At 71.2% G+C, this 22,578-nt stretch carries 25 protein-coding genes and 1 pseudogene; 16 read left to right on the top strand and 10 right to left on the bottom strand.

Annotated elements, in window-relative coordinates; all coding sequences use genetic code 11:
* Positions 1 to 15: 15 nt before the first annotated feature.
* From AB663_RS05070 to AB663_RS05060, 3 genes are read left to right on the top strand one after another with little or no spacing between them, the layout of a single operon-like run.
* Entirely contained in the window at positions 16 to 2,133 is a 2,118-nt protein-coding gene (locus tag AB663_RS05070) for a hypothetical protein (protein WP_198147934.1), read from the top strand.
* Between the two features lie 34 nt (positions 2,134 to 2,167).
* A complete protein-coding gene (locus AB663_RS05065; RefSeq protein ID WP_067196391.1) occupies positions 2,168 to 3,343 on the top strand; it encodes a DUF4185 domain-containing protein in 1,176 nt (391 codons plus the stop codon).
* Complete coding sequence (locus AB663_RS05060) at positions 3,340 to 4,074, top strand: SGNH/GDSL hydrolase family protein (protein ID WP_067196389.1); 735 nt, start codon at positions 3,340 to 3,342, stop codon at positions 4,072 to 4,074. The genes AB663_RS05065 and AB663_RS05060 overlap by 4 nt, the downstream gene beginning before the upstream one ends.
* A gap of 25 nt (positions 4,075 to 4,099) precedes the next feature.
* On the opposite strand, the gene AB663_RS05055 is transcribed toward AB663_RS05060, so the two are convergent.
* Positions 4,100 to 5,260, bottom strand: coding sequence for an SLC13 family permease (locus AB663_RS05055; RefSeq protein WP_067196387.1), 1,161 nt, complete (start codon positions 5,258 to 5,260; stop codon positions 4,100 to 4,102).
* Positions 5,261 to 5,433: 173 nt separating this feature from the next.
* Positions 5,434 to 5,904 carry a VOC family protein gene (locus AB663_RS05050; protein ID WP_067196385.1) on the bottom strand — a complete coding sequence of 157 codons (471 nt, stop codon included), beginning with the start codon at positions 5,902 to 5,904 and terminating at the stop codon, positions 5,434 to 5,436.
* Between the two features lie 111 nt (positions 5,905 to 6,015).
* On the opposite strand from AB663_RS05050, the gene AB663_RS05045 reads away from it, so the two are divergent.
* The 5 genes from AB663_RS05045 to AB663_RS17340 all read left to right on the top strand — a co-directional run bounded on the left by AB663_RS05045 (position 6,016) and on the right by AB663_RS17340 (position 10,276).
* Positions 6,016 to 6,966, top strand: a complete 951-nt coding sequence (locus tag AB663_RS05045) for a helix-turn-helix transcriptional regulator (protein WP_067196383.1) — start codon at positions 6,016 to 6,018, stop codon at positions 6,964 to 6,966.
* Between the two features lie 74 nt (positions 6,967 to 7,040).
* Complete coding sequence (locus tag AB663_RS05040; protein WP_067196381.1) at positions 7,041 to 7,292, top strand: FitA-like ribbon-helix-helix domain-containing protein; 252 nt, start codon at positions 7,041 to 7,043, stop codon at positions 7,290 to 7,292.
* The gene (locus AB663_RS05035) at positions 7,289 to 7,708 is read left to right on the top strand and encodes a type II toxin-antitoxin system VapC family toxin (RefSeq protein ID WP_067196379.1); all 420 of its coding nucleotides are present in this window, start codon (positions 7,289 to 7,291) and stop codon (positions 7,706 to 7,708) included. Before AB663_RS05040 ends, AB663_RS05035 begins: the two co-directional genes overlap by 4 nt.
* A 69-nt stretch (positions 7,709 to 7,777) precedes the next feature.
* Positions 7,778 to 10,108, top strand: coding sequence for a phosphoribosylformylglycinamidine synthase subunit PurL (gene purL, locus AB663_RS05030; protein ID WP_067196377.1), 2,331 nt, complete (start codon positions 7,778 to 7,780; stop codon positions 10,106 to 10,108).
* Between the two features lie 30 nt (positions 10,109 to 10,138).
* Positions 10,139 to 10,276, top strand: coding sequence for a hypothetical protein (locus AB663_RS17340; protein WP_198147933.1), 138 nt, complete (start codon positions 10,139 to 10,141; stop codon positions 10,274 to 10,276).
* Positions 10,277 to 10,323: 47 nt separating this feature from the next.
* Here the strand turns inward: AB663_RS17340 and AB663_RS05025 are convergent.
* Positions 10,324 to 10,689: pseudogene (locus tag AB663_RS05025) on the bottom strand (VOC family protein); the annotation flags it as partial.
* A 29-nt stretch (positions 10,690 to 10,718) separates the two neighbouring features.
* Between AB663_RS05025 and AB663_RS05020 the strand changes: the two are divergent.
* From AB663_RS05020 to AB663_RS05015, 3 genes are all read left to right on the top strand, one after another.
* Positions 10,719 to 11,177, top strand: a complete 459-nt coding sequence (locus AB663_RS05020; protein WP_067196375.1) for a MarR family winged helix-turn-helix transcriptional regulator — start codon at positions 10,719 to 10,721, stop codon at positions 11,175 to 11,177.
* A gap of 63 nt (positions 11,178 to 11,240) precedes the next feature.
* The gene (locus AB663_RS17115) at positions 11,241 to 11,378 is read left to right on the top strand and encodes a hypothetical protein (RefSeq protein ID WP_157540886.1); all 138 of its coding nucleotides are present in this window, start codon (positions 11,241 to 11,243) and stop codon (positions 11,376 to 11,378) included.
* Positions 11,375 to 12,535: a carboxylate-amine ligase gene (locus AB663_RS05015; protein ID WP_083511113.1), complete on the top strand. Its 1,161-nt coding sequence runs from the start codon at positions 11,375 to 11,377 to the stop codon at positions 12,533 to 12,535. The genes AB663_RS17115 and AB663_RS05015 overlap by 4 nt, the downstream gene beginning before the upstream one ends.
* Positions 12,536 to 12,554: 19 nt before the next feature.
* On the opposite strand, the gene gnd is transcribed toward AB663_RS05015, so the two are convergent.
* Positions 12,555 to 13,610, bottom strand: coding sequence for a phosphogluconate dehydrogenase (NAD(+)-dependent, decarboxylating) (gene gnd / locus AB663_RS05010; RefSeq protein ID WP_067196373.1), 1,056 nt, complete (start codon positions 13,608 to 13,610; stop codon positions 12,555 to 12,557).
* 122 nt (positions 13,611 to 13,732) lie between these two features.
* Here gnd and AB663_RS05005 point away from each other — a divergent pair, with 122 nt between their 5' ends.
* Complete coding sequence (locus AB663_RS05005; protein WP_067196371.1) at positions 13,733 to 14,092, top strand: TraR/DksA family transcriptional regulator; 360 nt, start codon at positions 13,733 to 13,735, stop codon at positions 14,090 to 14,092.
* A gap of 87 nt (positions 14,093 to 14,179) precedes the next feature.
* Here the strand turns inward: AB663_RS05005 and AB663_RS05000 are convergent, their stop codons facing one another.
* Positions 14,180 to 14,887, bottom strand: coding sequence for a GntR family transcriptional regulator (locus AB663_RS05000; RefSeq protein ID WP_067196369.1), 708 nt, complete (start codon positions 14,885 to 14,887; stop codon positions 14,180 to 14,182).
* 197 nt (positions 14,888 to 15,084) lie between these two features.
* Between AB663_RS05000 and AB663_RS04995 the strand changes: the two genes are divergently transcribed.
* Together AB663_RS04995 and AB663_RS04990 are read left to right on the top strand one after the other, a co-directional pair.
* Positions 15,085 to 15,828 carry a hypothetical protein gene (locus tag AB663_RS04995; protein ID WP_067196367.1) on the top strand — a complete coding sequence of 248 codons (744 nt, stop codon included), beginning with the start codon at positions 15,085 to 15,087 and terminating at the stop codon, positions 15,826 to 15,828.
* A gap of 10 nt (positions 15,829 to 15,838) precedes the next feature.
* On the top strand, positions 15,839 to 16,693 hold the full coding sequence (locus tag AB663_RS04990) for an SMP-30/gluconolactonase/LRE family protein (RefSeq protein WP_232304643.1): 855 nt from the start codon (positions 15,839 to 15,841) through the stop codon (positions 16,691 to 16,693).
* Positions 16,694 to 16,765: 72 nt separating this feature from the next.
* On the opposite strand, the gene AB663_RS04985 is transcribed toward AB663_RS04990, so the two are convergent.
* Together AB663_RS04985 and AB663_RS04980 are read right to left on the bottom strand one after the other, a co-directional pair.
* A complete protein-coding gene (locus AB663_RS04985; protein WP_067196365.1) occupies positions 16,766 to 17,623 on the bottom strand; it encodes a fumarylacetoacetate hydrolase family protein in 858 nt (285 codons plus the stop codon).
* A 25-nt stretch (positions 17,624 to 17,648) separates the two neighbouring features.
* Entirely contained in the window at positions 17,649 to 18,638 is a 990-nt protein-coding gene (locus AB663_RS04980) for a C-terminal binding protein (RefSeq protein WP_067196363.1), read from the bottom strand.
* Between the two features lie 78 nt (positions 18,639 to 18,716).
* Between AB663_RS04980 and AB663_RS04975 the strand changes: the two genes are divergently transcribed.
* Both AB663_RS04975 and AB663_RS04970 read left to right on the top strand, forming a co-directional pair.
* Positions 18,717 to 19,466: an SDR family NAD(P)-dependent oxidoreductase gene (locus AB663_RS04975; protein WP_067196361.1), complete on the top strand. Its 750-nt coding sequence runs from the start codon at positions 18,717 to 18,719 to the stop codon at positions 19,464 to 19,466.
* Positions 19,459 to 19,824 carry a nuclear transport factor 2 family protein gene (locus tag AB663_RS04970; protein ID WP_067196359.1) on the top strand — a complete coding sequence of 122 codons (366 nt, stop codon included), beginning with the start codon at positions 19,459 to 19,461 and terminating at the stop codon, positions 19,822 to 19,824. The genes AB663_RS04975 and AB663_RS04970 overlap by 8 nt, the downstream gene beginning before the upstream one ends.
* Before the next feature lie 12 nt (positions 19,825 to 19,836).
* On the opposite strand, the gene AB663_RS04965 is transcribed toward AB663_RS04970, so the two are convergent.
* From AB663_RS04965 to AB663_RS04955, 3 genes are read right to left on the bottom strand one after another with little or no spacing between them, the layout of a single operon-like run.
* Complete coding sequence (locus AB663_RS04965) at positions 19,837 to 20,673, bottom strand: SDR family NAD(P)-dependent oxidoreductase (RefSeq protein ID WP_067196357.1); 837 nt, start codon at positions 20,671 to 20,673, stop codon at positions 19,837 to 19,839.
* A complete protein-coding gene (locus AB663_RS04960) occupies positions 20,670 to 21,752 on the bottom strand; it encodes a mandelate racemase/muconate lactonizing enzyme family protein (RefSeq protein ID WP_067196355.1) in 1,083 nt (360 codons plus the stop codon). The genes AB663_RS04965 and AB663_RS04960 overlap by 4 nt, the downstream gene beginning before the upstream one ends.
* The gene (locus AB663_RS04955; protein WP_067196353.1) at positions 21,749 to 22,507 is read right to left on the bottom strand and encodes an SDR family NAD(P)-dependent oxidoreductase; all 759 of its coding nucleotides are present in this window, start codon (positions 22,505 to 22,507) and stop codon (positions 21,749 to 21,751) included. Before AB663_RS04955 ends, AB663_RS04960 begins: the two co-directional genes overlap by 4 nt.
* Between the last annotated feature and the right edge of the window lie 71 nt (positions 22,508 to 22,578).

Here is a 22,578-nt window from a genome sequence, read left to right as displayed (position 1 = left end):
CGCTCGAAAGGCATCATGCATCCGCTCATCCCCACCGTCGAAGATCTGGCCGCCGACTCGATCACGCACCACTTCGACGACATGATCGCGCCCGCCGGGCTCACGAACATGCTCGGCACCGTGCGCGTCGACCACGACCTCACCGCGATCAGCGCCGTGCAGTTCCCGCCCGTGTCGCAGGGGCTCACCCAGACGGCGGTGCTGTTCGTCGACGGGCGGCTGTTCGCGTCGTACGGCGTTCCCGTCACGCACGAGTGGCGGCCAGACCGGGTGGTGCGCCGCGCGGCAGCCGACGGACTCGAGATCATCACGACCACGGTGTGCGTCCCGGGTCGCACGGCGGTCGCCATCGACATCGCCGTGCACAACACGACGGATGCCGACCGAGAGGTGCGCCTCGGGCTGTCGGCCGCAGCCCGGGTCACCCGGTCGGCGGATGCCTGGCTCGACGCGGAATCCCCCTCGGCACGCAACACCGCGCACGTGGACGGCGAGCGCCTCATGTGCGGAGCTGCGGATGCCGCGGCGTGGAGCGTGCAGGGACTCGCCGGCGGCACAGCGGCGCTGAGCGGCGTGGCCGAGCTGCCTGACCAGTTCGACACCGGCATCGGCGGCAACGGCCGAGGCGGCGAGCTGCGCGTCACGCTCGCGGTGCCGGCGGAAGGCACGGCCCGCACCGGCTACGTGCACGCGATCGGGCTCACGGAGCAGGAGGCCGCGGATGCCTACGCCGCCGTCGCGGGCGATGTGCCGGGAGCCGTGGCCGCCGCCGAGGAGTTCTGGAACCGTCAGCTGCGTGCCGCGTTCGACCCCGACGACCCGGAGTTCTCGGGTGCGCTGCCCGTGCTCGAGACGGCATCCGCACCGCTCCGCCGCCTGTACTGGTGGGCGGCGCTCGGCGTGATCTGGTTCCGCCGCGACTTCGCCGGCAACGTGCTCGGCCGCTCCTACGACACCCTCATGCCCAACTACTGGGGCACCACGACGTTCATCTGGGACTACAGCCTCAGCTCTGTCAGCCATGCGCTGCTCGACCCGGCCGAGATGCGGAACCAGGTGCGGCACTGGATCTCGCTCGACATCCACTCGCACTTCGGCACCTCGTCGCTCACCGGCGGGCCCGTCGGGCGCTGGTACTCGGTGAACGACTACGCCATGACCCGGCTCGTGCACGACTACGTGCGCTTCACCGGCGACACGGCGTTCCTCGACGAACTCGTCGGCGACGAGACCGTAGCCGCCTCCGTGCGGCAGTGGGCCACGGCGTGGAAGAGCCTCCGCCGCGGCACGGCCCTCGCCGACTACGGCGAGATCGACAACCTGCTCGAGTGCGTGAGCTCGTACACGCACGAGGTCGCCGGCCTCAACGCGGCGAACGTGTGGAGCATGCGCGCCGCGGCCGACCTGCTCGACCTGCACGGCGACGCCGCGGCGAGCGCCGAGCTGCGCGCCGAGGCTGACGCGCTGCTGCCTGCGATCGTGGAGCGCTACCTGCCCGGCCATGGCATCTTCGCCGCCGGACAGCCCGACGGCACGCTGCTGCCCGTGCGGCACTGCTACGACTTCAGCGTGGTCGGCACGAGCATCGCGGACGACCTCGCCCCCGGCATCCGCGCCGAGATGGTGGAGTTCTTCCGCCGCGAGCTGCAGACCGAGAACTGGATGCGCGCGCTGTCGCCGTGGGACGCCGACGCGAGTTACAGCGTGCGGCCCGACCACCAGTGGAACGGCGCGTACCCGGCGTGGCCAGCGGATGCGGGCAGGGCGCTGGCCGCGCTCGGCGCCCCCGAGGTGCTCACCGACTGGATCGAGGGGCTCTCCCGCAGCGCGAACCAGGGCCCGATGGGGCAGGCGCACTTCGTCGAGGAGGCCGTGCCAGGCGTCAACGGCGGAGCGCGCAAGGCGCCGCCGCAGCTGCCGTACATCATCGACTGGGCGTGCTCATCGTCTGGTGCGTGGATCGAGCTCATCATCGAGGCGCTGTTCGGCGTCTCCGTCGGCGTCAACGGCTCGGTGCGCGCTGCGGGCTGCGTCGCGGCCCTCGATCCGCACGCCGTGCTGCGCGGGCTGCGCGTCGCCGACCGGTACTACGACATCGACGCCTCCGGACGCGTCGCCGAGACGGCTCGCTGAGCTTCCGAACCACCGGACACGAAGGAGTGATCGCATGAGAACCCGACCGATCGCGGCGACCATCGCCGCGGCAGCGCTCTGCGCGGGCGGGGTGGCTGTGCCGGCCGCGGCATCCGTCCCGACCGGTATGCCGAGCAGCACCGCGACCGGTGGCGGCCCCGGCCAGTGCCACCTCGTCGACCGCACGCTCACGGCCACGGCATCCGTGAACCAGACCCTCACCTCGCAGTTCACGACCTACGGGAACACGGGCGGCGAGTGGACCGGCGGCGACAGCACGTTCTCGCTGCCGCTCGGCAAGGGCTCCACCGGGTGGTTCTTCTCCGACACCTTCCTCGGCACGGTGAACCCCGACGGCTCACGCCCGCAGGACTCGCCGTTCGTGAACAACTCCGTCGTCGTGCAGGACAGGCACGGCGGCATGACCACGATCACCGGCGGCACCCCCGACGCTCCGGCCGGCATCATCCCGCCGGAGCCCGACGGGCGCTGGTACTGGATCGGCGACCCGACCCCCGGCCCCGACGGCACGGTGCAGGTGCCGCTGCTGCAGTTCGCGCGCACCGGCTCCGGCCAGTGGGACTTCGCGTGGACCGCGAACCGGCTCGCCACGCTCGACGGCGACACCCTGCAGCTCGAATCCATCGTCGACCGCCCGTCGGCCACCGGCATCAACTGGGGCTCGTGGACGCTGGAAGACGGCGGCACGACCTACATCTACGGCATCGCCGACCCCGGCGGCATCCGGTCGGCCTACGTCGCGCGCGCCCAGGGCACCGGCATCGCCGGCGACTGGGAGTTCTGGGACGGCACGGGCTGGTCGGGCCAGGAGACGGATGCCGTGCCCGTCGTGCCGTACGTCGCGAACGAGTTCAGCGTGGCGCCGTACCGTGATGGGTACCTGCTCGTCACGCAGGACACCTCGGAGCTGTTCAGCACGCGCATCGTCGCGCGCACCTCGTGCTCGCCTCTCGGGCCGTTCACCGATCCGGTCGAGCTGTACCGCACGCCGGAGACGGGACTCTTCGGCAGCTACGGCGACGCCGACGTGTTCACCTACAACGCACACGAGCATCCGAACCTGCGCACCGGCAACCGCATCCTCGTGTCGTACAACGTGAACACCTTCGACAACGTCGGCGACGTGTACGACGACGCGTCGATCTACCGGCCGCGGTTCATCGACGTGCAGCTGAGGGTCACCGGGTGACGGCCGACCTCGACCGGATGCAGGGGCTGGTCGCCTCGGATCGGCCCCTCACCTGGGTGTTCACGGGCGACTCCATCACACACGGGCTAATCCACACGCGCGGCGCGCGCTCGTATGCGGAGCACCTGCACGAGCTGATCCGCGGCGACCTGGGGCGGGTGCAGGACATCGTGATCAACACGGCGATCACCGGATGGCGCGCCGACCTGATCCTCGGCGACTTCGACCGCCGCGCGGCCGCCTGGCGTCCGGATGTCGTGTCGCTGATGATCGGCACGAACGACTGCACGACCGTGTGGCTCGACCCCGTGATCGAGCCAGACGCGTTCGAGGCCTCGATCGCCGAGTTCGTGCGGAGGGTGCGGGCGCTGGACGCCCTGCCGGTGCTGCAGACGCCGCCCACGGTCGACCTGCTGCACGCACCCGACCGGGAGCGGATCGGCGAGTTCGCCCAGCGGATCCGCGACGTGGCGGCGCGCGGGGGCGTGATGCTCGTCGACCAGCACGCGCGGTTCGCCGAGTTCTCGGCCGGCACGGGACCGGGCAACGAGGGCATGCCGTGGGGGCTGCTCGACGACGCCTTCCACCCGAACGCCGCGGGGCACGCGCTGCTCGCGCTCGAGTGGGCACGGACGCTCGGCCTCGACGCGCGTACCGCGGAGTCGCGGGTCCTCGCCGACCTCACGGCCCGCGTCGCCGTGGCCCGGCATCCGCACTGGCCATCCGCCTGAGCTCCCGGTCCTTCCCCTGGCGCGCTCAGGTGGGGGTGACGAACGAGAGGGCGAGGGTCGACAGCACCACGGTGAGCGGGGCGACCACGATGCCGAGGAGCACGTAGCGGCGCCAGCGGATCTCGACCTGCATCGACGTCAGCCGCTGATGCCACAGCAGGGTCGCGAGCGAGGCCCACGGCGTGATGAGCGGCCCCGCGTTCACGCCGATCAGCAGCGCGACCAAGCGCAGCGGCGTCTCGGCGGCGGGCTCGAGCGCCAGGTACGCCGGAAGATTGTCGATCGCGTTGGCGCCCAGCATGCCCGTCAGCGCCAGGCGGAGCAGGGCCGGCGGCGACTCCCCCTCACCCGACACCGCCGCGAGCACCCCGCCGAGCCCCACCGAGTGGAGCGCCTGGATGAACAAGAAGAGGCCCGACGCGAGCACGACGAGCTGCCACGGGAGCAGCCCGATCCGCAGCACCCCGCGGCGCCTGACCGCGAACACGGCGGTGAGCGCGAGCGCGGCAGCCAGCGCGGGAATCCATACCGGGATGCCGGAGACAAGCAGCGGCACGAGCGCGCACACGACCACGGCACTCCAGCGGAACAGCACGGGATCGTCGACGGCCGCGGCCTCGCCGGTCGTGTACCGCGCAGTGAGACTGCGGCGGAAGAGCACGAAGACCACCGCGAGCGGCACCAGGATCGCGACCGCGGCGGACGCAGCCGTGAGTGCGGCGAACGCGAACGGGCTGGGGTCGCCCATCGCGTGCTGGGCGAGCAGGTTGGTGAGGTTCGACACGGGAAGCAGCAGCGACCCGGTGTTCGTCAGCCACACCGTCGTGAGTGCGAACGGCAGCGGGTCGAGTCCTGCGTGCCGCGCCAGCACGACGACCACCGGGGTCAGCAGCACCGCGGTCGTGTCGAGCGACAGGAAGATCGTGCTCAGCGTCGCGAACAGCGCCACGAGCAGCCACAGCGCCCACGCCCTGCCGCGGCCCCAGCGCGCGGTGCGCTGCGCGATCGCCGTGAACAGCCCGGCCGCCGCGGCGAGCTCCGTGACGACCGTGATCGCGAGCACGAAGAGCAGGATGGGCCAGACGCGATCCCACAGCTCCCCGACGTCGGAGAGGGGCAGGATGCCGGCCGCGGCGGCGACGCCTCCGACCACGAGCAGCACGGCGCCGACGACGGCAGTGCGCATCGGTCCTCCTCAGGCTGCGGGCGCCGGGTCTCGGGCTGCGACCACTCGGCGACTGTGCGAGCATAGCGCCGCCGGCCCCCGCGCCCGCCCCGGCGCCCCCCCCCGCCCCCGCGTCCGGCGCGCGAGCCGCACAGCTCTCCCCGCGGTCGAGGGGAGAGCTGTGCCGCGAAAGCTCAGCGCACGGCATCCTCGGCGCGCACGTCGAGCACCCACGTGACGCCGAAGCGGTCGGTGAGCATGCCGAACCCGGACGACCAGGCCGACGCCGCGAGCGGCTCGATGACCTCCGCCCCGTCGACGAGACGCTCCCAGTACCGCGCGAGCTCGTCGAGAGACGACGCGCTGAGCGACTGGAAGAAGGTGCGGTCGGTGATCGTCATGCCGTTCTCGCGCCGCGTCGCGCCGGCGATCGCCTGGCCGTCGGCGTCGTCGTGACCGGGCACGTCGTAGGCCATGAGACGGATGCCGGCGGGCGAAGACACCTGCCCGAACACGATCTTGTCCGCCCCGGGGACATCGGCCGGCATCCCGAGGTCGGCGTAGCGGGTGAGCGTCGCCTCGCCGTCGAACACGGTCGCGTAGAACTCGAGCGCCTGACGCGCGGTGCCGCGGAAGTTGAGGTGCGTGGTGGTGGTGAGGGTCATGAGAACTCCTGGCTTGTCGATCTGTCGTCACGCGGCGATCCGCCGCACGTGAACAACGATCGCAATCGAAGAGGCCAGATTCTGTCCTCTACTCGGAGCAGAATTGACGGCATGACCTCATCCCCGTCGTCGCGCATGCTCGCGCTGCTCTCGCTGCTGCAGACGCCGCGCGACTGGCCGGGTCACGTGCTCGCCGATCGCCTGGGTGTGAGCGTCCGCACCGTCCGCCGCGACGTCGACCGGCTGCGCGAGCTCGGCTACCGCATCGGTGCGGGCAAGGGTCCCGACGGCGGGTACCGCCTCGCAGCGGGCTCCGAGCTCCCGCCGCTGCTGTTCGACGACGAGCAGGCCGTCGCGATCGCCGTCGCTCTGCAGGGCGTCTCCGCGAGCGGCATCGACGTCGGCGACGCGGCCGCCAGGGCGCTCGCGACCGTGCGGCAGGTGATGCCGTCGCGACTGCGGCACCGGGTCGACGGCATCCGCTTCTCCGGCGAGACCGCGGAGGTCAGCGTGAACCCCGCCGTGCTCGAGGCCGTCACAGCTGCCGTGCGCGATCGCATGGTGCTGCGCTTCGGCTACCGCGACGACGACCGGCCGCCACGGCGCACCGAGCCGCACGCGGTCGTCGCCAGGGAGGGCCGTTGGTACCTGCTGGCGTGGGACCTCGACGCCGGCGGCTGGCGCACGTTCCGGCTCGACCGCGTGACGCCGCGCATCCCGGTCGGCCCGTCGTTCACGCCTCGGCCGATCCCCGAGGGCGATGCGGCGACGTACCTCGCGGCCAGAGCGAAGGGATCGGATGCCGGAGATCAGTGGCCCTGCGTCGGTTCCGTGGAGATCGAGCTGCCGGCGCACCGGGTCGCGCCGTGGGTGGATCACGACGGCACGGTCGAGGCCATCGACGACACGCGCTGCCGCGTGACGCTCGGATCGTGGTCGTGGATCGGGCTGCTCGCCGCCGTCGCCCGCTTCGACGCGCCCTTCCGTGTGCTCGACCCCGCACCGCTGCGCGAGGCCGCTGCCGCGCTCGCAGGCCGTTTCGCGGCGGCATCCGCGGATTAGGCACTCCTCAGCCAGTCTCCCGGGCGCGTAGCATGATGACTGCAGTGACAGCACTGCAGTCAGGAGGCTCCGCGATGGCCACGATCACCGTGCGTGGGCTCGACGACGATGTCGTACGAGCCCTCAAGATGAGCGCAGCGCGTGAAGGACGCTCCATGGAAGCCGAGATCCGCAGCATCCTGACCGCCGCCGCTCGTCGCGCTTCTTCGCCGCCGCCACGCGTGGGCGAAGGATTCGGCACCCGCCTCGCTTCGATCTTCTCCGACGGCACGGCGCTCGAGGTCCCTCCCCGCGACGACTATCCCCGACCGCTCGATCTCACATGATCGTCCTCGACACCAACGTCCTGTCGGAGTTCATGCGATCGCGGCCGAGCGAGCGCGTGCGGAAATGGCTCGACGGGATCCCCGAGCGCGAGGTGTGGACGACGACCGTTGTGATCGCCGAGATCGCGGCGGGCATCGCCCTTCTCCCGCAGGGCGCCCGCAGACGAGTCCTCGCCGAGGAGTTCGATCGGATGCTGCAGCTCTTCGCAGACCGCATCCTGGTGTTCGATGCGAGTGCGGCGGTCGAGTACGGAACCATCGTGGCGTACCGCGCACGGCTCGGACGCCCCATCAGCATCGCCGACGCGCAGATCGCGGCCATCGTGACCGTGAACGGGGCGGTGCTCGCGACTCGCAACGTCACCGACTTCGACGGCCTCACGGTCGACCTCGTCGACCCCTGGCACAGCCCATGACCGAGAATTAGGCCGCTAAATGCGCCGGTAGACTGGAGACGCCCCGCCGGCCCCGATCTTGGAGTGCGCGTGACCACCGCCCCTGCACCTGCCCACAAGCACGTCCCCGACTCCGTCGAGAACGCGATCGCGACCCCCGAGAAGGAGCAGCCGTACGCGGCTCTCGGGCTCAAGGACGACGAGTACGCGCGCATCAAGGAGATCCTGGGCCGCCGCCCCACGTCGGGCGAGCTCGCGATGTACTCCGTCATGTGGTCGGAGCACTGCTCGTACAAGAGCTCCAAGAACTACCTGCGCCGCTTCGGCCAGAAGGTCTCCGACGAGATGAAGCAGCGCCTCATGGTGGGCATGGGCCAGAACGCGGGCGTCATCGACGTCGGCGAGGGCTGGGCCGTGACCTTCAAGGCCGAGTCGCACAACCACCCGTCGTTCATCGAGCCCTTCCAGGGTGCTGCCACCGGCGTCGGCGGCATCGTCCGCGACATCATCTCGATGGGCGCCCGCCCCGTCGCGGTGATGGACGCCCTGCGCTTCGGCGCGATCGACCACCCCGACACCGCCCGCGTCGTGCACGGCGTCACCGCCGGCATCAGCTTCTACGGCAACTGCCTGGGCCTTCCGAACATCGGCGGCGAGACCGTGTTCGACGCCGTCTACCAGGCCAACCCGCTCGTCAACGCGCTCGCGGTCGGCGTGCTCCGCCACGAAGACCTCAAGCTCGCGAACGCCACGGGTGTCGGCAACAAGGTCGTGCTCTTCGGCGCCCGCACCGGCGGCGACGGCATCGGCGGCGCCAGCATCCTCGCCTCCGACACGTTCGCCGACGGCGGCCCCACCAAGCGGCCCGCCGTGCAGGTCGGCGACCCCTTCGCCGAGAAGGTGCTCATCGAGTGCTGCCTCGAGCTGTACGCGAAGGAGCTCGTCGAGGCCATCCAAGACCTCGGCGCCGCCGGCATCTCGTGCGCCACGAGCGAGCTCGCCGCCAACGGCAACTCCGGCATGCACGTGTCGCTCGACAACGTGCTGCTGCGCGACCCCTCGCTGACCGCCGAAGAGATCCTCATGAGCGAGAGCCAGGAGCGCATGATGGCGATCGTCGCGCCCGAGAAGCTCGACGCGTTCCTCGAGGTCGTGAAGAAGTGGGACGTCGAGACCTCTGTGCTCGGCGAGGTCACCGGCGACGGCCGCCTCGTCATCGACTGGCAGGGCGAGCGCATCGTCGACGTCGACCCGTCGACCGTCGCGGTCGACGGCCCCGTCTACGACCGCCCCGTGGCGTACCCGACGTGGATCGACGCTCTGCAGGCGGATGCCGCCGAGAATCTGCCGCGCTCGAACGACCCTGCCGAGCTGCGCGAGCAGTTCCTGCGCCTCGTCGCGTCGCCGAACCTCGCCGACACGCGCTGGATCACCAACCAGTACGACTACTACGTGCTCGGCAACACCGCCCTCGCCTTCCCCGACGACGCCGGCATGATCCGCGTCGACGAGGAGTCGGGCCTCGGCTTCGCCATCGCGACCGACGCCAACGGCCGCTACTGCCAGCTCGACCCGTACGCCGGCGCGCAGCTCGCGCTCGCCGAGGCGTACCGCAACGTCGCCGTCACGGGTGCCGTGCCCACCGCCATCACCGACTGCCTCAACTTCGGCTCCCCCGAGAACCCCGAGGTCATGTGGCAGTTCGGCCAGACGGTCGACGGCCTCGCCGACGGATGCTACGAGCTGGGCACCCCGGTCACCGGCGGCAACGTGTCGTTCTACAACCAGACCGGCGACGTGCCGATCCACCCGACGCCGCTCGTCGGCGTGCTCGGCATCATCGACGACGTCTCGCGCCGCATCCCATCAGGGTGGCAGGACGAGGGGCAGAACATCTACCTCCTCGGCACCACGCAGACCGAGCTCAGCGGCTCGGCGTGGGCTGACGTCGTGCACCAGCCCCTCGGCGGCCGCCCGCCGAAGGTCGACCTCGCCGGTGAGAAGCGCCTTGCGGGCCTGCTCGCGGCGGCGCGCGACGAGTGGCTGATCTCGTCGGCGCACGACCTCTCCACGGGCGGTCTGGCCCAGGCGCTCGCCGAGGGCGTCATGCGGTTCGGCGTCGGCGCGCGGGTGTGGCTCACCGAGCTCATGGAGCGCGACGGCGTCGACGCGGCATCCGCCCTGTTCTCCGAGTCGACCGGACGCGTCATCGTGACCGTGCCGCGCGAGGACGACGTGAAGTTCCGCGGACTGTGCGAGGGTCGCGGCTACCCGGTGCTGCGCATCGGCGTGACCGACACCGAACCGCAGCTCGAGGTGCAGGACGTCTTCACCGTCTCAGCGGCCGAGCTGCGCGAGCGCTCGCAGGCCACCCTTCCCGCGGCCTTCGGCCCGACCGTGACCGAGCCGGTCGGCGCGTGAGCGGCCGAGCTCTGAACCGGTGAGGTGTCGATGAGCCACGACAGCGAGGACTACGGCGACCTCGACGCGCGCCGCAATCGCCGCATCCGCATCGTGGCGTGGACGGTCATCGTCGCGCTGATCCTCGGTGGCGGCGGCGCCACGGTTCTCACGCTGCTGTTCGGGTGAGCCGCGATCGGACGCTGCGTGATCGGGGCCGATGAACGAGTGGTGGTTCATGCCGACTCAGGTCGATCCAGGGAGCGCATGGCCTCCATGAGGGAGGTGTAGACGAGGCTGGGCTTGCGGTCGTGCCAGTCGGTGTCGCTGTCGCGCTCCTCCTGGCGCAGGGGATGGGTCGTCGGCTCGTAGATCCACCAGAGGTTGCGCCACGGGTCGAGAGCGCGCGCGATCCGGTATCCGCCGTAGAAGTCACTGACGGGAGTCACCATGCGTCCTCCCGCCGCGACAGCCCTGTCCAGGCAGCCCTGGGCATCGGGGACGTAGACCTGCAGGAAGGCTGGTGTGAAGGGCCAGTCGGGCTTGCGATCGCACAGCATGATCGTGGAGTTGCCGACCGTGACCTCGGCATGGATGATCGAGCCGTCGCGATCGGGGGTACGGACGTGTTCTGCTTGGCGTCAAGTATCGCCAGGGGGCCAGCTTCCTCCTGGCGACCCTCGGACGGCGCGCAGAGAGAGCATGGGCGACTCACCTGGCAGGGCAGGGGATCACCACGGCCCAGTCCTCTGCCATGGCTGCCCTCGCGGAAGGTGAACGGACACAGGCACAGGTGGCGACCGCCACCGCGGTCGACCCGCGGAACATCGGTGCCACCATCAGGAAGCTCATCGATGCGCGATGGGTCCAGGCTCGGCCGAACCCCGCCGATGCCAGGTCGCGGCTTCTGAGCCTGACCCCCGAGGGGCAGCAGCGGTGGAACGACCTGCAGCCCGGCCTGCGCCGGGGTCGTGATGCCTTCTTCCATGCGCTGACCCCCGACGAGCTGACAGCCCTGGAGCGACTACTCGGCAAGCTCGATGCCTCACACGCGGCGGACGTGATCGACGTCCCCGGTCAGTACAGCTAGCGGTCGACGGCTCGTCGCGTCAATCCCCCTGCCGCCGCCCCCGGGATCGTCCATGCTCTGGTCATGGACACAGGGGCAGACGCGGATGCCGTGGCGCGGGTGTCGCGTTTTCTCGACGTGCACGAGGGTGACATCATCGACCGGTTGACGGAGTGCCCCCTGCTCGCCGCGCGACCCGAGGAACAGGAGGGATCGCCATGACTCTCGCGCTCGGCGCAGACCCGGAGCCGCAGCAGCATCCGGCCGAACTCGTCCCGCTCCCCGGACGCCTCGTCGGGCTGGAGGAGGAGCTGCTGCTCGTCGACGCCGAGACCCTCGAACCGGTGCCGGCGGCCACCCGCATCCTGCACGGCGGCCCGCTCACGCTCCCGTGCGGGTCGCAGCTCGAAGCCGAGGTGAAGAGCGAGCAGATCGAGGTCGTCACACCTCCGCTTGGCGGGTACGACGACATCGTCGCGACGATCGTCGGAGGACGGCGGGCGGCGGACCTCCGCGCCCAGCAGCACGGCGCGCGGGCCGTCGCGATGGCCACCCCCGCTCACGCGTGCGACCCGCACCTCGTGCACACTCCGCGGTACGAGCGGATGCGGGAGCGCTTCGGCCTCACGATGGACGAGCAGCTGACGTGCGGGCTGCACGTGCACGTGTCGATCTCGTCACCGCAGGAGGGCGTGGCAGTGCTCGACCGCATCCGTCCGTGGCTGCCCGTGCTGCTGGCGCTCAGCGCCAACTCGCCGTACTGGCACGGTGTCGACTCGCGCTTCGCGAGCTACCGCTATCAGGCGTGGAGCCGGTGGCCGAGCGCTGGCGCATACGACCGGTTCCACACGGCGGAGGGGTACGCCGCGGCGGTCGACGCGGTGCTCTCCGCCGATGTGTCCCTCGACCGCGGCATGATCTATTTCGACGCGCGGCTGTCGTCGCACGCGCCGACGGTGGAGATCCGCATCGCCGACGTGTGCCTTCGTCCGCAGGACGCCGCGTGCCTCGCCGTGCTGATCCGCGCGCTCGTCGAAGCGTCGGCCGCGTCGTGGCGCGACGGCGTGCCCGCCGCAGACACCCCGACGAGCCTGCTGCGGCTCGCATCGTGGCGGGCGAGCCGCTGGGGCCTGTCGCAGGAGCTCATGAGCCCGGCGCTGAGCCGCCCCGTGCCGGCGGCCGCCGCCGTCGACGAGCTGCTGGCGTTCGTGGGTCCGCACGTCACCGACGCCGCCGAAGGGCGGATCGTGCGGCACGGCATCCGTGAGATCCTCCGGCGAGGCAACGGCGCCGACCGTCAGCGGAGCGTCGGCGCCTCGGGCGGCGGTCCGGGCGCCGTCGTGCGCGACGCCCTCGCGCACACGCATGACGCGGGATGAGGACGACGCCGGCCGATCGTCAGCCGGCGTCGGACTTGCGGCTTCCGGCCTCCAGCACGTCTCCGGCAGGTCGCTCCTGGTGACCGCCGAACTGCAGGCGCATGGCGGAGAGCACCTGGTTCGCGAAGCGGTCCTCGTCGCGCGACGCGAAACGCTCGAACAGCGAGGCCGCCAGAACGGGAACGGGAACGCCGACGTCCACCGCGGCCTTGACCGTCCACCTCCCCTCGCCAGAGTCGGACACCCGGCCGGCGAGACCGTCGAGCGTGGGGTTCTCGTGCAGAGCGGCGGCGGTGAGGTCGAGCAGCCACGACGAGATCACCGATCCGCGCCGCCACAGCTCGGCGACCTTGGCCGTGTCGATCGGGAACTGGTAGAACTCGGGCTCCTCCAGCGGCGCGACCTCGGCCGAGTGCTCGGCCTCGCGCACTCCGGCATCCGCGTTCTCGAGCAGGTTGAGACCCTCGGCGATGGCGGCCATGATGCCGTACTCGATGCCGTTGTGCACCATCTTGACGAAGTGGCCCGCGCCGGACGGCCCGCAATGCAGGTACCCCTGCTCCTCCGGCGACGGCTCTCCGCTGCGGCCGGGCGTGCGCTCGATCTCGCCGATGCCCGGTGCGATGGTCTTCAGGATCGGCTCGATGTGCTGCACCGCCGCATCCGATCCGCCGACCATGAGGCAGTAGCCGCGTTCGAGGCCGAAGACGCCGCCGCTCGTGCCGATGTCGACGAACTCGATGCCGCGCTCGCGCAGCGCCGCCGCCCGGCGCACGTCGTCGCGATAGTTGGAGTTGCCGCCGTCGATGATGATGTCGCCCTTGTCGAGCACTGCGGCCACCTCGTCGACGACGCGACCGGTGAGGGATGCCGGCACCATGAGCCAGACCACACGGGGCGACTGCAGCTTGGCGGCGAGGTCGGCGACGCTGTCGGCGCCGATCGCGCCCTCCGCGGCGAGCGCGGCGACGGCATCCGGATTGACGTCGTAGACGACGCACTCGTGTCCGTCGCGCATCAGACGGCGGACGATGTTGGCGCCCATCCGTCCCAGTCCGATCATGGCCAGCTGCATGTCTGCTCCTCCCGACGGGATCCGTCCACGGCGGACCGATCCGCGCTCATCCTGGCACGCGCACCTGTGCGACTCAACGCCCTGGACGGCCCGGCGTCGGATGCTCCGCCTAGAGTGTGCGCATGACCTCCGACGACGCACGGTTCCGCGCCCTGCTCGGCGAACTGCGAGCACAGGCCGAGGCACGGCTCGCGGCGACGCGCGCGACTCTCGACGCGCTCGCGCACGACCGCGAAGGGTCGAACGACGACGACGAGCACGACCCCGAGGGCGTCACACTCTCGTCCGAGTGGTCGCGGCTGACCGGGCTCACCGACGCGGCGGCCGCCGAGCTGCGGGCGGTCGACGATGCGATCGCCCGGCTCGACGCGGGGAGCTACGGGGTCTGCGCGTCGTGCGGAAACGAGATCCCGGGCGCCCGCCTCGAGGTGCGGCCTTTCGCGTCCCACTGCGTCGCGTGCGCCGAGAAGCTCGGCCGCTGAGCGTGCGCGACGGCGGCGTGCCCCGCACGAGGGCATGGTCAGGCGTCCGGTCGCACGGCATCCCTTCGCGCGACCGGACGCCCGCGCTCACGCCAGCCCGTAGACCCGCTGGGCTGCGCGCTCCGCCGCAAGCAGGTCGCCCTCGACGAACGCATCGGAGAGCAGGTGGAGGGCGCGGATGCTCTCGGCCTGGCCCGCGGGCGAGATGCCGATGCGGGCGAGGTTGCGCAGGATCAGGTACCACGAATCGCCGAGCAGCGACCGGTAGAGATCGTTGTGGGCGCGGTCGGCGAGATAGCCGAACAGCGCGATCTGCGCGGTGAGCCACTCGGCGTTCGACGGGACCTTCTCGATCGCCGCAGCGATGAGCTCCACGACCTGGGCCCGCTCGGTCTCGCCGAGCCGCGGGAACGCGAGGCGCACGACGTTCCCGGCGAAGAGGCCGGTGAACTCCCACGTGGCCCGGGCCATCTCGGGGGTGATCGCGGTGACGACGGTGTATCGGCTCGGGTGCATCTCGACGAGTCCGATGCGTTCGAGGCGCTGCAGAGCCTCGCGGACGGGTGTGCGGGAGAATCCGAACTCCTGAGCGAGCTGCTTGTCGCTGATGCGGTCGCCCGGCTGATAGATGCCATTGGCGATGCGGCCGGCGATGCCGTGGAAGGCTTCCTCGGCGAGAGCCGACACGGCAGGGCGGCTTCTCCTCAGGGAGATCGTCGGGCCGTCGTGGGCGGTGAACGAAGGGACGGAGGTGGATACGGTCGAGGGGTGCTCGACGACATCGGCCAGGGACATGGAGGTTCCTTGCATGGTGAGGAGGGGCACGGCGAGAAACCGCGAGATCAGCGCCGGATTCGGGTAGGCGTCTTCAACCGAAGGTCGCTCGTCGACGACGGCAGAGGGGATACCGTCGCAAACATCGTACGGCTGCGAGCACGACGACATGCGGTGGACGTACCGCGCGGTGGTGTCGCGAAGTAGGCTGAGGCATCATGCAACCCCTCTTCGAGTGGCTCGGCCACTATTGGTGGCTCGTGTTCCCGCTCATGGGCGTGGCCGGCGCCGCGGCCAAGCGCTGGGAGTGGGCGGCGCGCCGCCGCCACGAGCGACGCCTCGAGACGCTGCGCGTCAAGGCGCAGCTCAAGGCCGCAGAGTTCGAGGCGCGGTCCGTGATGAGCGGTCCGGCGCCTACCGGGGCGCACGTCGTCGACACGACGGCATCCGTGGCTCCCTCCGAACTGCTCACGCGCCTGTTCGCCGAGCACGACGAGATCACCGCGCGCTGGCTCGACTACGAGCTCGACGTCTCGAAGCTCATCGCGTACCCGGCCATGAGCGACGGCCGCCAGCCGCTCGTCGCCGCCTTCCTCCGCGCCAAGAAGACGGCGGACGCGCTGCGTCCGTCGTCAGCCGACGCGCCGGTCTCGGACAAGCAGATCTCCGACTACCTCGACGCGGTCGGCGCGTACGCCGTGGCGTTCGAGGTCGCCGAGAAGGACGCGCGGCGCCTGCGCGACTCGACCTTCTCGGAGGCGGAGCGCAAGCGCTTGGAGCGCGCGCAGCAGCTGCTCAAGGTGGCCGTCGACGAATCCGCCACGCAGGCCGAGCGCAACGTCGCCTACAAGCGCGTGCGCGACGAGCTCGACGGACTCATCCTGCTCTCCGACGAGGCGGTCGAGGTGCTGGAGAAGAAGGTCGCCCGCGAGCTCCCCGCCGAGCCTGCGGCCGGCGAATAGGCTCGAAGGCGTGCTGACCGCCGAGAACGTCACTGGACCTATCGCGCACCACGCCGAGGCGCCGGTGTGGTGGGCGGAGGAGCGCACTCTGCTGTGGGTCGACGGCGAGGCCGGCGATCTCCTCGCGCTCACACCCCACGGCATCCGCAGGCGCCACGTCGACGACGAGTACCTCGCCTTCGTGCGGCCGCGCGCGGCGGGCGGACTCGCCGCGGTGGGCGCGCGCACGCTGCACCTGTCGTCTGAGCCCGATGGCCGGTTCGACCCTGTGATCGCGCTGACGCACGACGGCCGTGTGCGGATGAACGACGGATGCTGCGATCCGGCGGGCCGACTTCTCGCGGGCTCGATGGCGTACGACGGCACGAGCCCCTCCGGCACCCTGCTGCGCGTGGACGGCCGCCTCGGCACGACGACCGTCCTGACCGCGGTCACGGTCTCGAACGGGCTCGGGTTCTCGGCGGGCGGGGAGCACGCGTATTACGTCGACAGCGCGACACACCGCATCGACGTGTTCGACGTGCACGACGACGGCGCACTCGTCGACCGCCGCCCTCTCGTCGAGATCCCCGAGGAACAGGGCATGCCCGACGGGCTCACCGTCTCGGCCGATGGACGCGTCTGGGTCGCGCTGTGGGGAGGCTCGGCCGTGCACGCGTACTCCCCCGACGGCGCGCTCACGGAGCGCGTCGGCCTGCCGGTCGCTCAGGTCAGCGCTTGCACGTTCGGCGGAGACGACCTCTCGACGCTCTACATCACGACCTCCGCGCAGGGCCTTGACGGCGATCACGACACCGCTGCGGGCTCGCTGTTCGCCGTTCGCCCCGGCGCAGTGGGGGTCGCCGTCACGCCGTTCGCCGGCTGACGATCTCCGCCCACGGCACGGTGCACTCAGCGAAGAACCGTGCCGCGGGCGCAGACCGCCGCCGTTCCCCGGTCAGCCGACCACGGCGCGCTCGGTGCGCTGCTGCTGGCGGCCGAGCCCCTCGATCTCGATGGTCATGACGTCGCCGTCGGCGAGGTACGGGAACCGGCCCGAGAGCGCGACGCCCTGCGGTGTGCCGGTGTTGATGACGTCGCCGGGCTCGAGCACCATGTACTGGCTCAGCTCGTGCACGAGCTGCAGCACCGGGAAGATCATGTCGGCCGTCGACGAATCCTGCCGGGGCTGGCCGTTGACGAAGGAACGCAGCCTGAGTGCCTGCGGATCGAGCTCGTCGGCGGGCACGAGCACGGGTCCCAGCGGGTTGAACGTCTCAGAGCACTTGCCCTTCGACCACTGCCCGCCCGACACGTCGAGCTGATACGCGCGCTCCGACACGTCGTTCGAGATCGCGTACCCCGCGATCACGTCACGCGCGGCGTCCGGCGACCCCAGATATCGGGCCTTCCGCCCGATGACGACGGCGAGCTCCACCTCCCAGTCGACCTTCTCCGCGCCGGGCGGGAGCAGCACCACGTCATCCGGACCGACGACCGTGTTGGGGTGCTTGAAGAAGACCACCGGATGCTGCGGCTGCTCGGCCCCCGACTCGGCCGCGTGCGCGGCATAGTTCTGGCCGATGCAGATCACGGCCGACGGCCGCGCGATGGGTGCGCCGATCCGCAGCCCGTAGACATCGGCCTCGGGGCGCCCCCCCGCCGCGAGTGCCCTCCGCACGCGGGCGACGCCGTCGGCGGCGAGGAACTCCCCGTCGATGTCGGGCGTCAGCGGCGAGAGGTCGCGCACGACCCCTGCATCGTCACGGACGTAGGGGCGCTCGGCCCCGAACGGCCCTCTTCTCATGAGCTCCATGGCTGCTCCTCCCTCGCTTCTCGCGTCACGCGGTCGCCGCTGTGGTTCCGGCGTACTCGCGGTTGACGATCGCCGGCACAGGGCGCCCGGCGAAGAAGTCCACGAGGTTCTGCGCCGCGTGCACCGGCAGGTCCTCCATCGCCTGGGGCGAGTACCAGGCGGCGTGCGGGGTGAGCAGCACGTTCGGCGCATCGCGCAGCGCAGCATCCGGGGCCAGCGGTTCGGTCTCGAACACGTCGAGGGCCGCAGCGCCGACGCGCCCGCTCCGCAGAGCGTCGACGAGGGCGCTCTCGTCGATCAGCGGGCCGCGGCAGGTGTTGACGATCACGACGCCCCGGCGCATCATGGCGATGCTGTCGGCGTCGATGAGGTGCCGCGTCTCGTCGGTGAGCGGCACGTGCAGCGTGAGCAGGTCGGCGCCGGCGATGGCCTCGTCGATCGAGACGGGTTCGCAGTCGGCGGCGCGCACCGCCTCCGCGGGGGCGTACGGGTCGGCCACGAGCACGCGGAACCCGAGCGCTCGGCATCCGCGGGCCACGAGCGAGCCGATGCGGCCGAACCCGAGCACCGACACCGTCGTCCGCGACGGCCGCACGGCCATGGGCCGCGCGGCGACCGGCCTCCACTCACCCGCACGCAGGGCGCGGTCGTACTCCGGGAGTCCGCGGGCCTGCGTCATGATCATGGCGATCGTGTGCGCCGCGACCTCCTCGACGCAGTACCCGGGAGTGTTGGCGACGGCGATGCCGCGGGCGGTGGCCGCCGCCACGTCGACCATGTCGTAGCCGATGCCGAGCCGGCTGATCATCCGCAGCTTCGGCATCCGATCGAGGAGGCTGCCGTCGATGCGGTGCCACTGCACGATGAGTCCCTCCGCCTCGGCGCCGAGCCGCGCCAGCGTGTCGAACGAGGTGTCGGGCGCCCGCTCGACGCGGATGCCGGCGGCGCGCAGCGTCTGCTCGGCAGCGTCGCCGGGGAGATCGCAGTCGGTGAGGAGGACGAAGGGAGTTACCATGAATCAGAATGCTATAGCATCTAGCAACATGGGCATAAGCGGTTCCTTCGCACCCGAATTTGCTATAGCGTTTGGTGTATGACTGTTCGCCGCGCACTCCTCACCGGCGCCAGTTCCGGCATCGGAACGGCATCCGCCCTCGAACTCGCCCGCGACGGGTACGCCCTCTGGATCACCTATGCAGGACGTGAGAGCGAGGCCGCCCGCGTCGCCGACGACTGCCGACGCGCCGGGGCCGCCGAGGTGCGCGTCTCGCGCCTCGACCTGCGCGATCCGGCATCCGTGATGTCTCTCGTGAAGGAGATCGACGAGGCGTGGAGCGAGCTGCACGTGCTCGTCAACAACGGCGGCGTGTGCCCCTACACGCCGTTCGACGACATCGACATCGACGAGTGGGACCTCGTCATGGAGACCAACGCCCGCGGGACCTTCCTGCTCACGCGCGCCGCGCTGCCGCTGCTGCGCGCAGCCGAGGGCGACCGGTCGGTCGTGAACATCTCGTCGATCGCGGGGCAGGTCGGCGCGCTGCAGACCGGGATGCACTACGCCGCCAGCAAGGGCGCGATCCTCGCGATCACCCGCAGTTTCGCGCGGCACCTCGCGTCTGAGGGCATCCGCGTCAACGCCGTGACGCCGGGGCCGGTCGCGAGCGCCATCACCGACCAGCTGCAGGGAGCGGGTCGCGAGAAGCTCGAGGCCTCCATCCCCCTCGGGGCGTTCGGCCGGCCCGCCGACGTCGCCTGGATCATCGCGTCGCTCGCCTCGGACCGCGCCCGCTTCATCACCGGAGCCACCTACGACGTCAACGGAGGAGTACGCATTGACTGAGCCCGCCGCCCTCGACCGTCCGGCCACCGGGCGTTCCGCCCTCGATACCGTGCAGGCGCAGCTCGACGCGTTCAACGCGCACGACCTCGACGCCTTCGTGGCCGCCTACGCGCCGGATGCCGTCATCACCGGGGTCGCCCCCGAGCCGCTCACGGGCTCCGCCGCGATCCGCGCGTTCTACGAGCCGCGGCTGCAGAACCCCGAGCTGTCATGCGTCATCGACACGACCGTGCAGTTCGGCACGCGCTGGGTCGTCGCGCAGGAGCGGGTCATCAACGCGGGCGTCGCCACCGAGACCATCGCGACCTTCGACGTGGTCGGCGGGCTGATCTCCCGCGCCTCGATGCTCAAGGCCTGACGCCGCGCGGGGTCAGGAGCGGAAGCGGGCCCGCAAGGCCGGGTCCACCGAGACGTCGCCGAAGGATGCCGTCCAGCCGCCGTCGACCGCGATCGACTGTCCCGTGACATACGGCGCCTCGTCCGACAGCAGGAACGCCGTGATCGCGGCGACCTCCTCGGCGCGGGCGATGCGCCCCATCGGCGGGCCCTCGGCGAGCGCCCTCTCCTCGGCCGCGGGATCGGCGGCGGCCGCGATCTGCGCCTCCAGGTGGGGTGTGCGCACACCGCCTGGCGCGACCGTGTTCGCGCGGATGCCGAGCCCGCCGTACGTCACCGCGACGCTGCGGGTGAGCGCGTCGATGCCGCCCTTGGTGAACTCGTAGGCCGCGTGGTCGGGGTGGCTGGCACGACCGTGGATGGAGCCGATGTTCACGATCGCGCCGGGCACGCCCTGGTCGACGAAGGCGCTGACCGCCGCCGAACACCCCCAGACGTAGCCGAAGCCGTTGATGCCGACGATCTCGCGCACGACGTCCTCGTCGAGCTCGTGCAGCGCGGTGCGCTTCGTGATCCCGGCGTTGTTCACCCAGCCGGCCAGCGGCGCCCTCGCGATCGCGGCCTCGGCGGCGCGGAGGTGCGCGGCTCGCTCCGACGAGTCGCCGAGCACGACCTCGGCGCAGATGCCCTCCTCGACGGTGCCGGAGCCCGGGGAGCGCTCCAGCCCGACGACGATCCAGCCGTCGGCCGTCAGCCGTTCGGCGATGGCCCGGCCGATGCCCTTGCCGCTGCCCGTCACCACGGCGCTGCGCGGACGAATGGATGCCGTCGTGCCGGCATCCGACGAAGAATCCGTCGAAGACGTGGTCATCGTGCGCTCCCTCCGAAATCGAACACCCCGCTGTCGAGCGTGAAGCCGAGGCCCGGCGCGTCCGCGGGTACGACCCGTCCGTCGAACGACGGACCCCCGCGCACGAACGACGGCGCAGGGTCGTACGGGTTGACGCCGCGCGCGAAGGTCTCCACGCCGATGCCCAGGTGCGCCGTGACCTCGGGATACACGTGGCCCGAGACCGGCACACCGCGCTCCGCCGCCCACGCGATCACGTCCAGCGCCGGCGTGACACCGCCGATCGCCACGACGTCGAGCCGCAGCACGTCGACGGCCTGTTCATCGACGAGCCTCCGCAGCACGTCGGGGTCGGTGACCTCGTCGCCCACCCCGATCGCGAGACCCGACTCCCGGCGGATGCGCGCGCACCCGGCCGCGTCCTCCGGCAGCAGCGGGTCTTCGAGCCAGGCGAGCCGCGGGTCTCCCCACTGCGCGATCTCGGCGAGCGCGGCATCCGCGTCGGTCCACCCGAAGCCCACGTCGACCACCAGCCCCGTCTCGACGGGGAGCTCGGCTGTGATCAGCGCGATCAGCTCACGCATGTACGACGGGTCGGGCGTGCGCGAGATCTTCACCGTCGACCAGCCCGCGGCCTGGGACAGCACCTCGTCGGCGACCTCGCGCGGGGTCCGCGACGGCGACGGGTAGGCAGCCACGAGCATCGCGTCGCTCGGGGCGCTCCCGGTGCCGAGCATCCGCCAGAGCGGCTGCCCTGCTCGACGGGCGGCGATGTCCCACAGAGCGATGTCGACGAGGCCGATCGCGCGGCGCACCAGCCCTACGCGCCCGACGATGGCGCTGCCGCGCAGCATCCGCTCCCATGCGGATGCCGGATCGTCGGCGTCCGCCCCTCGCGCGTGCGGGGCGACGAGCCGCTCGACGATCTCGGCCATGGGCGCTTCGCGCGACAGGCAGTAGGCGACGCCCTCGACGCCGTCGGCGTCCACGACCCGAACGGCGCTGTACTCGCGCCGCGTCACCGTCATCGCGCCCAGCTGCAGCGGGGCGGGAAGGGGGAGCACCGCCGTCGCGGTGTCGATGCGCGCGATGGCGGTCATTCCGGCTTCTTCGCGAGAGGGATGCCGTAATCGACCATGAAGCCGCCGTCGACGTACAGCGTCTGCCCGTTCATGTATCGCGACTCGTCCGAGACGAGGAAGCTCACGGCCGCGGCGATCTCGCTCGCGTCGGCCAAGCGCTTCGCGGGGATGCGCGCGAGGATCGTGTCGAGGCTGAGCGTGCCCTGCTCGACGCCCTGGCGGAAGACACCGGTGTCGACGTAGCCGGGGGCGACCGCGTTGACGCGCACGCCCCTGGCCGCCCACTCGGCGCCGGCGGTGGCGGTGAGTCCGATGACGGCGGCCTTGGTGGTGGCGTACGGCGCCCGCCCCGCCGATCCGCGCGACGAGATCGACGAGATGTTCACGATGCGCCCGCCGCCGTGCGCCAGCATCCGCTTTCCTGCCGCCTGCAGCGCCGAGAACACGCCGTGCAGGTTGACGTCGACGACGGCTGCCCACTCGTCCCAGGTGAGGTCCTCGATGCCGCGGTGCCGCTGAATCCCGGCATTGTTCACGAGCACCTCGATGGGGCCGAGCTCGGCCTCGATCTCGCCGAACACGCGATCGACGGCGGCGTGGTCGGTGACGTCGAGCTCGCGCCAGAGGATGCCGGCGGGGTTGTCGCCCTCCGTGAAGCCGGGGACGCGGTCGGCGGCGATGACGAGGTAGCCGTCGTCGGCGAGGCGGCGGCCGATCTCCCAGCCGATGCCGGCCGAGCCTCCGGTGACGATCGCGACGGGTGCCTGTGTCATGTCTCTCCTCCGAGTTTTGCTATAGCAAGCCTAGTGGCCCCGGGTTTCGAGTCGCATGTTTTGCCCTCTCC

It is taken from the genome of Microbacterium sp. XT11 (assembly GCF_001513675.1).
Taxonomy (GTDB): domain Bacteria; phylum Actinomycetota; class Actinomycetes; order Actinomycetales; family Microbacteriaceae; genus Microbacterium.
This window is presented reverse-complemented; position numbering and strand designations above follow the sequence as displayed.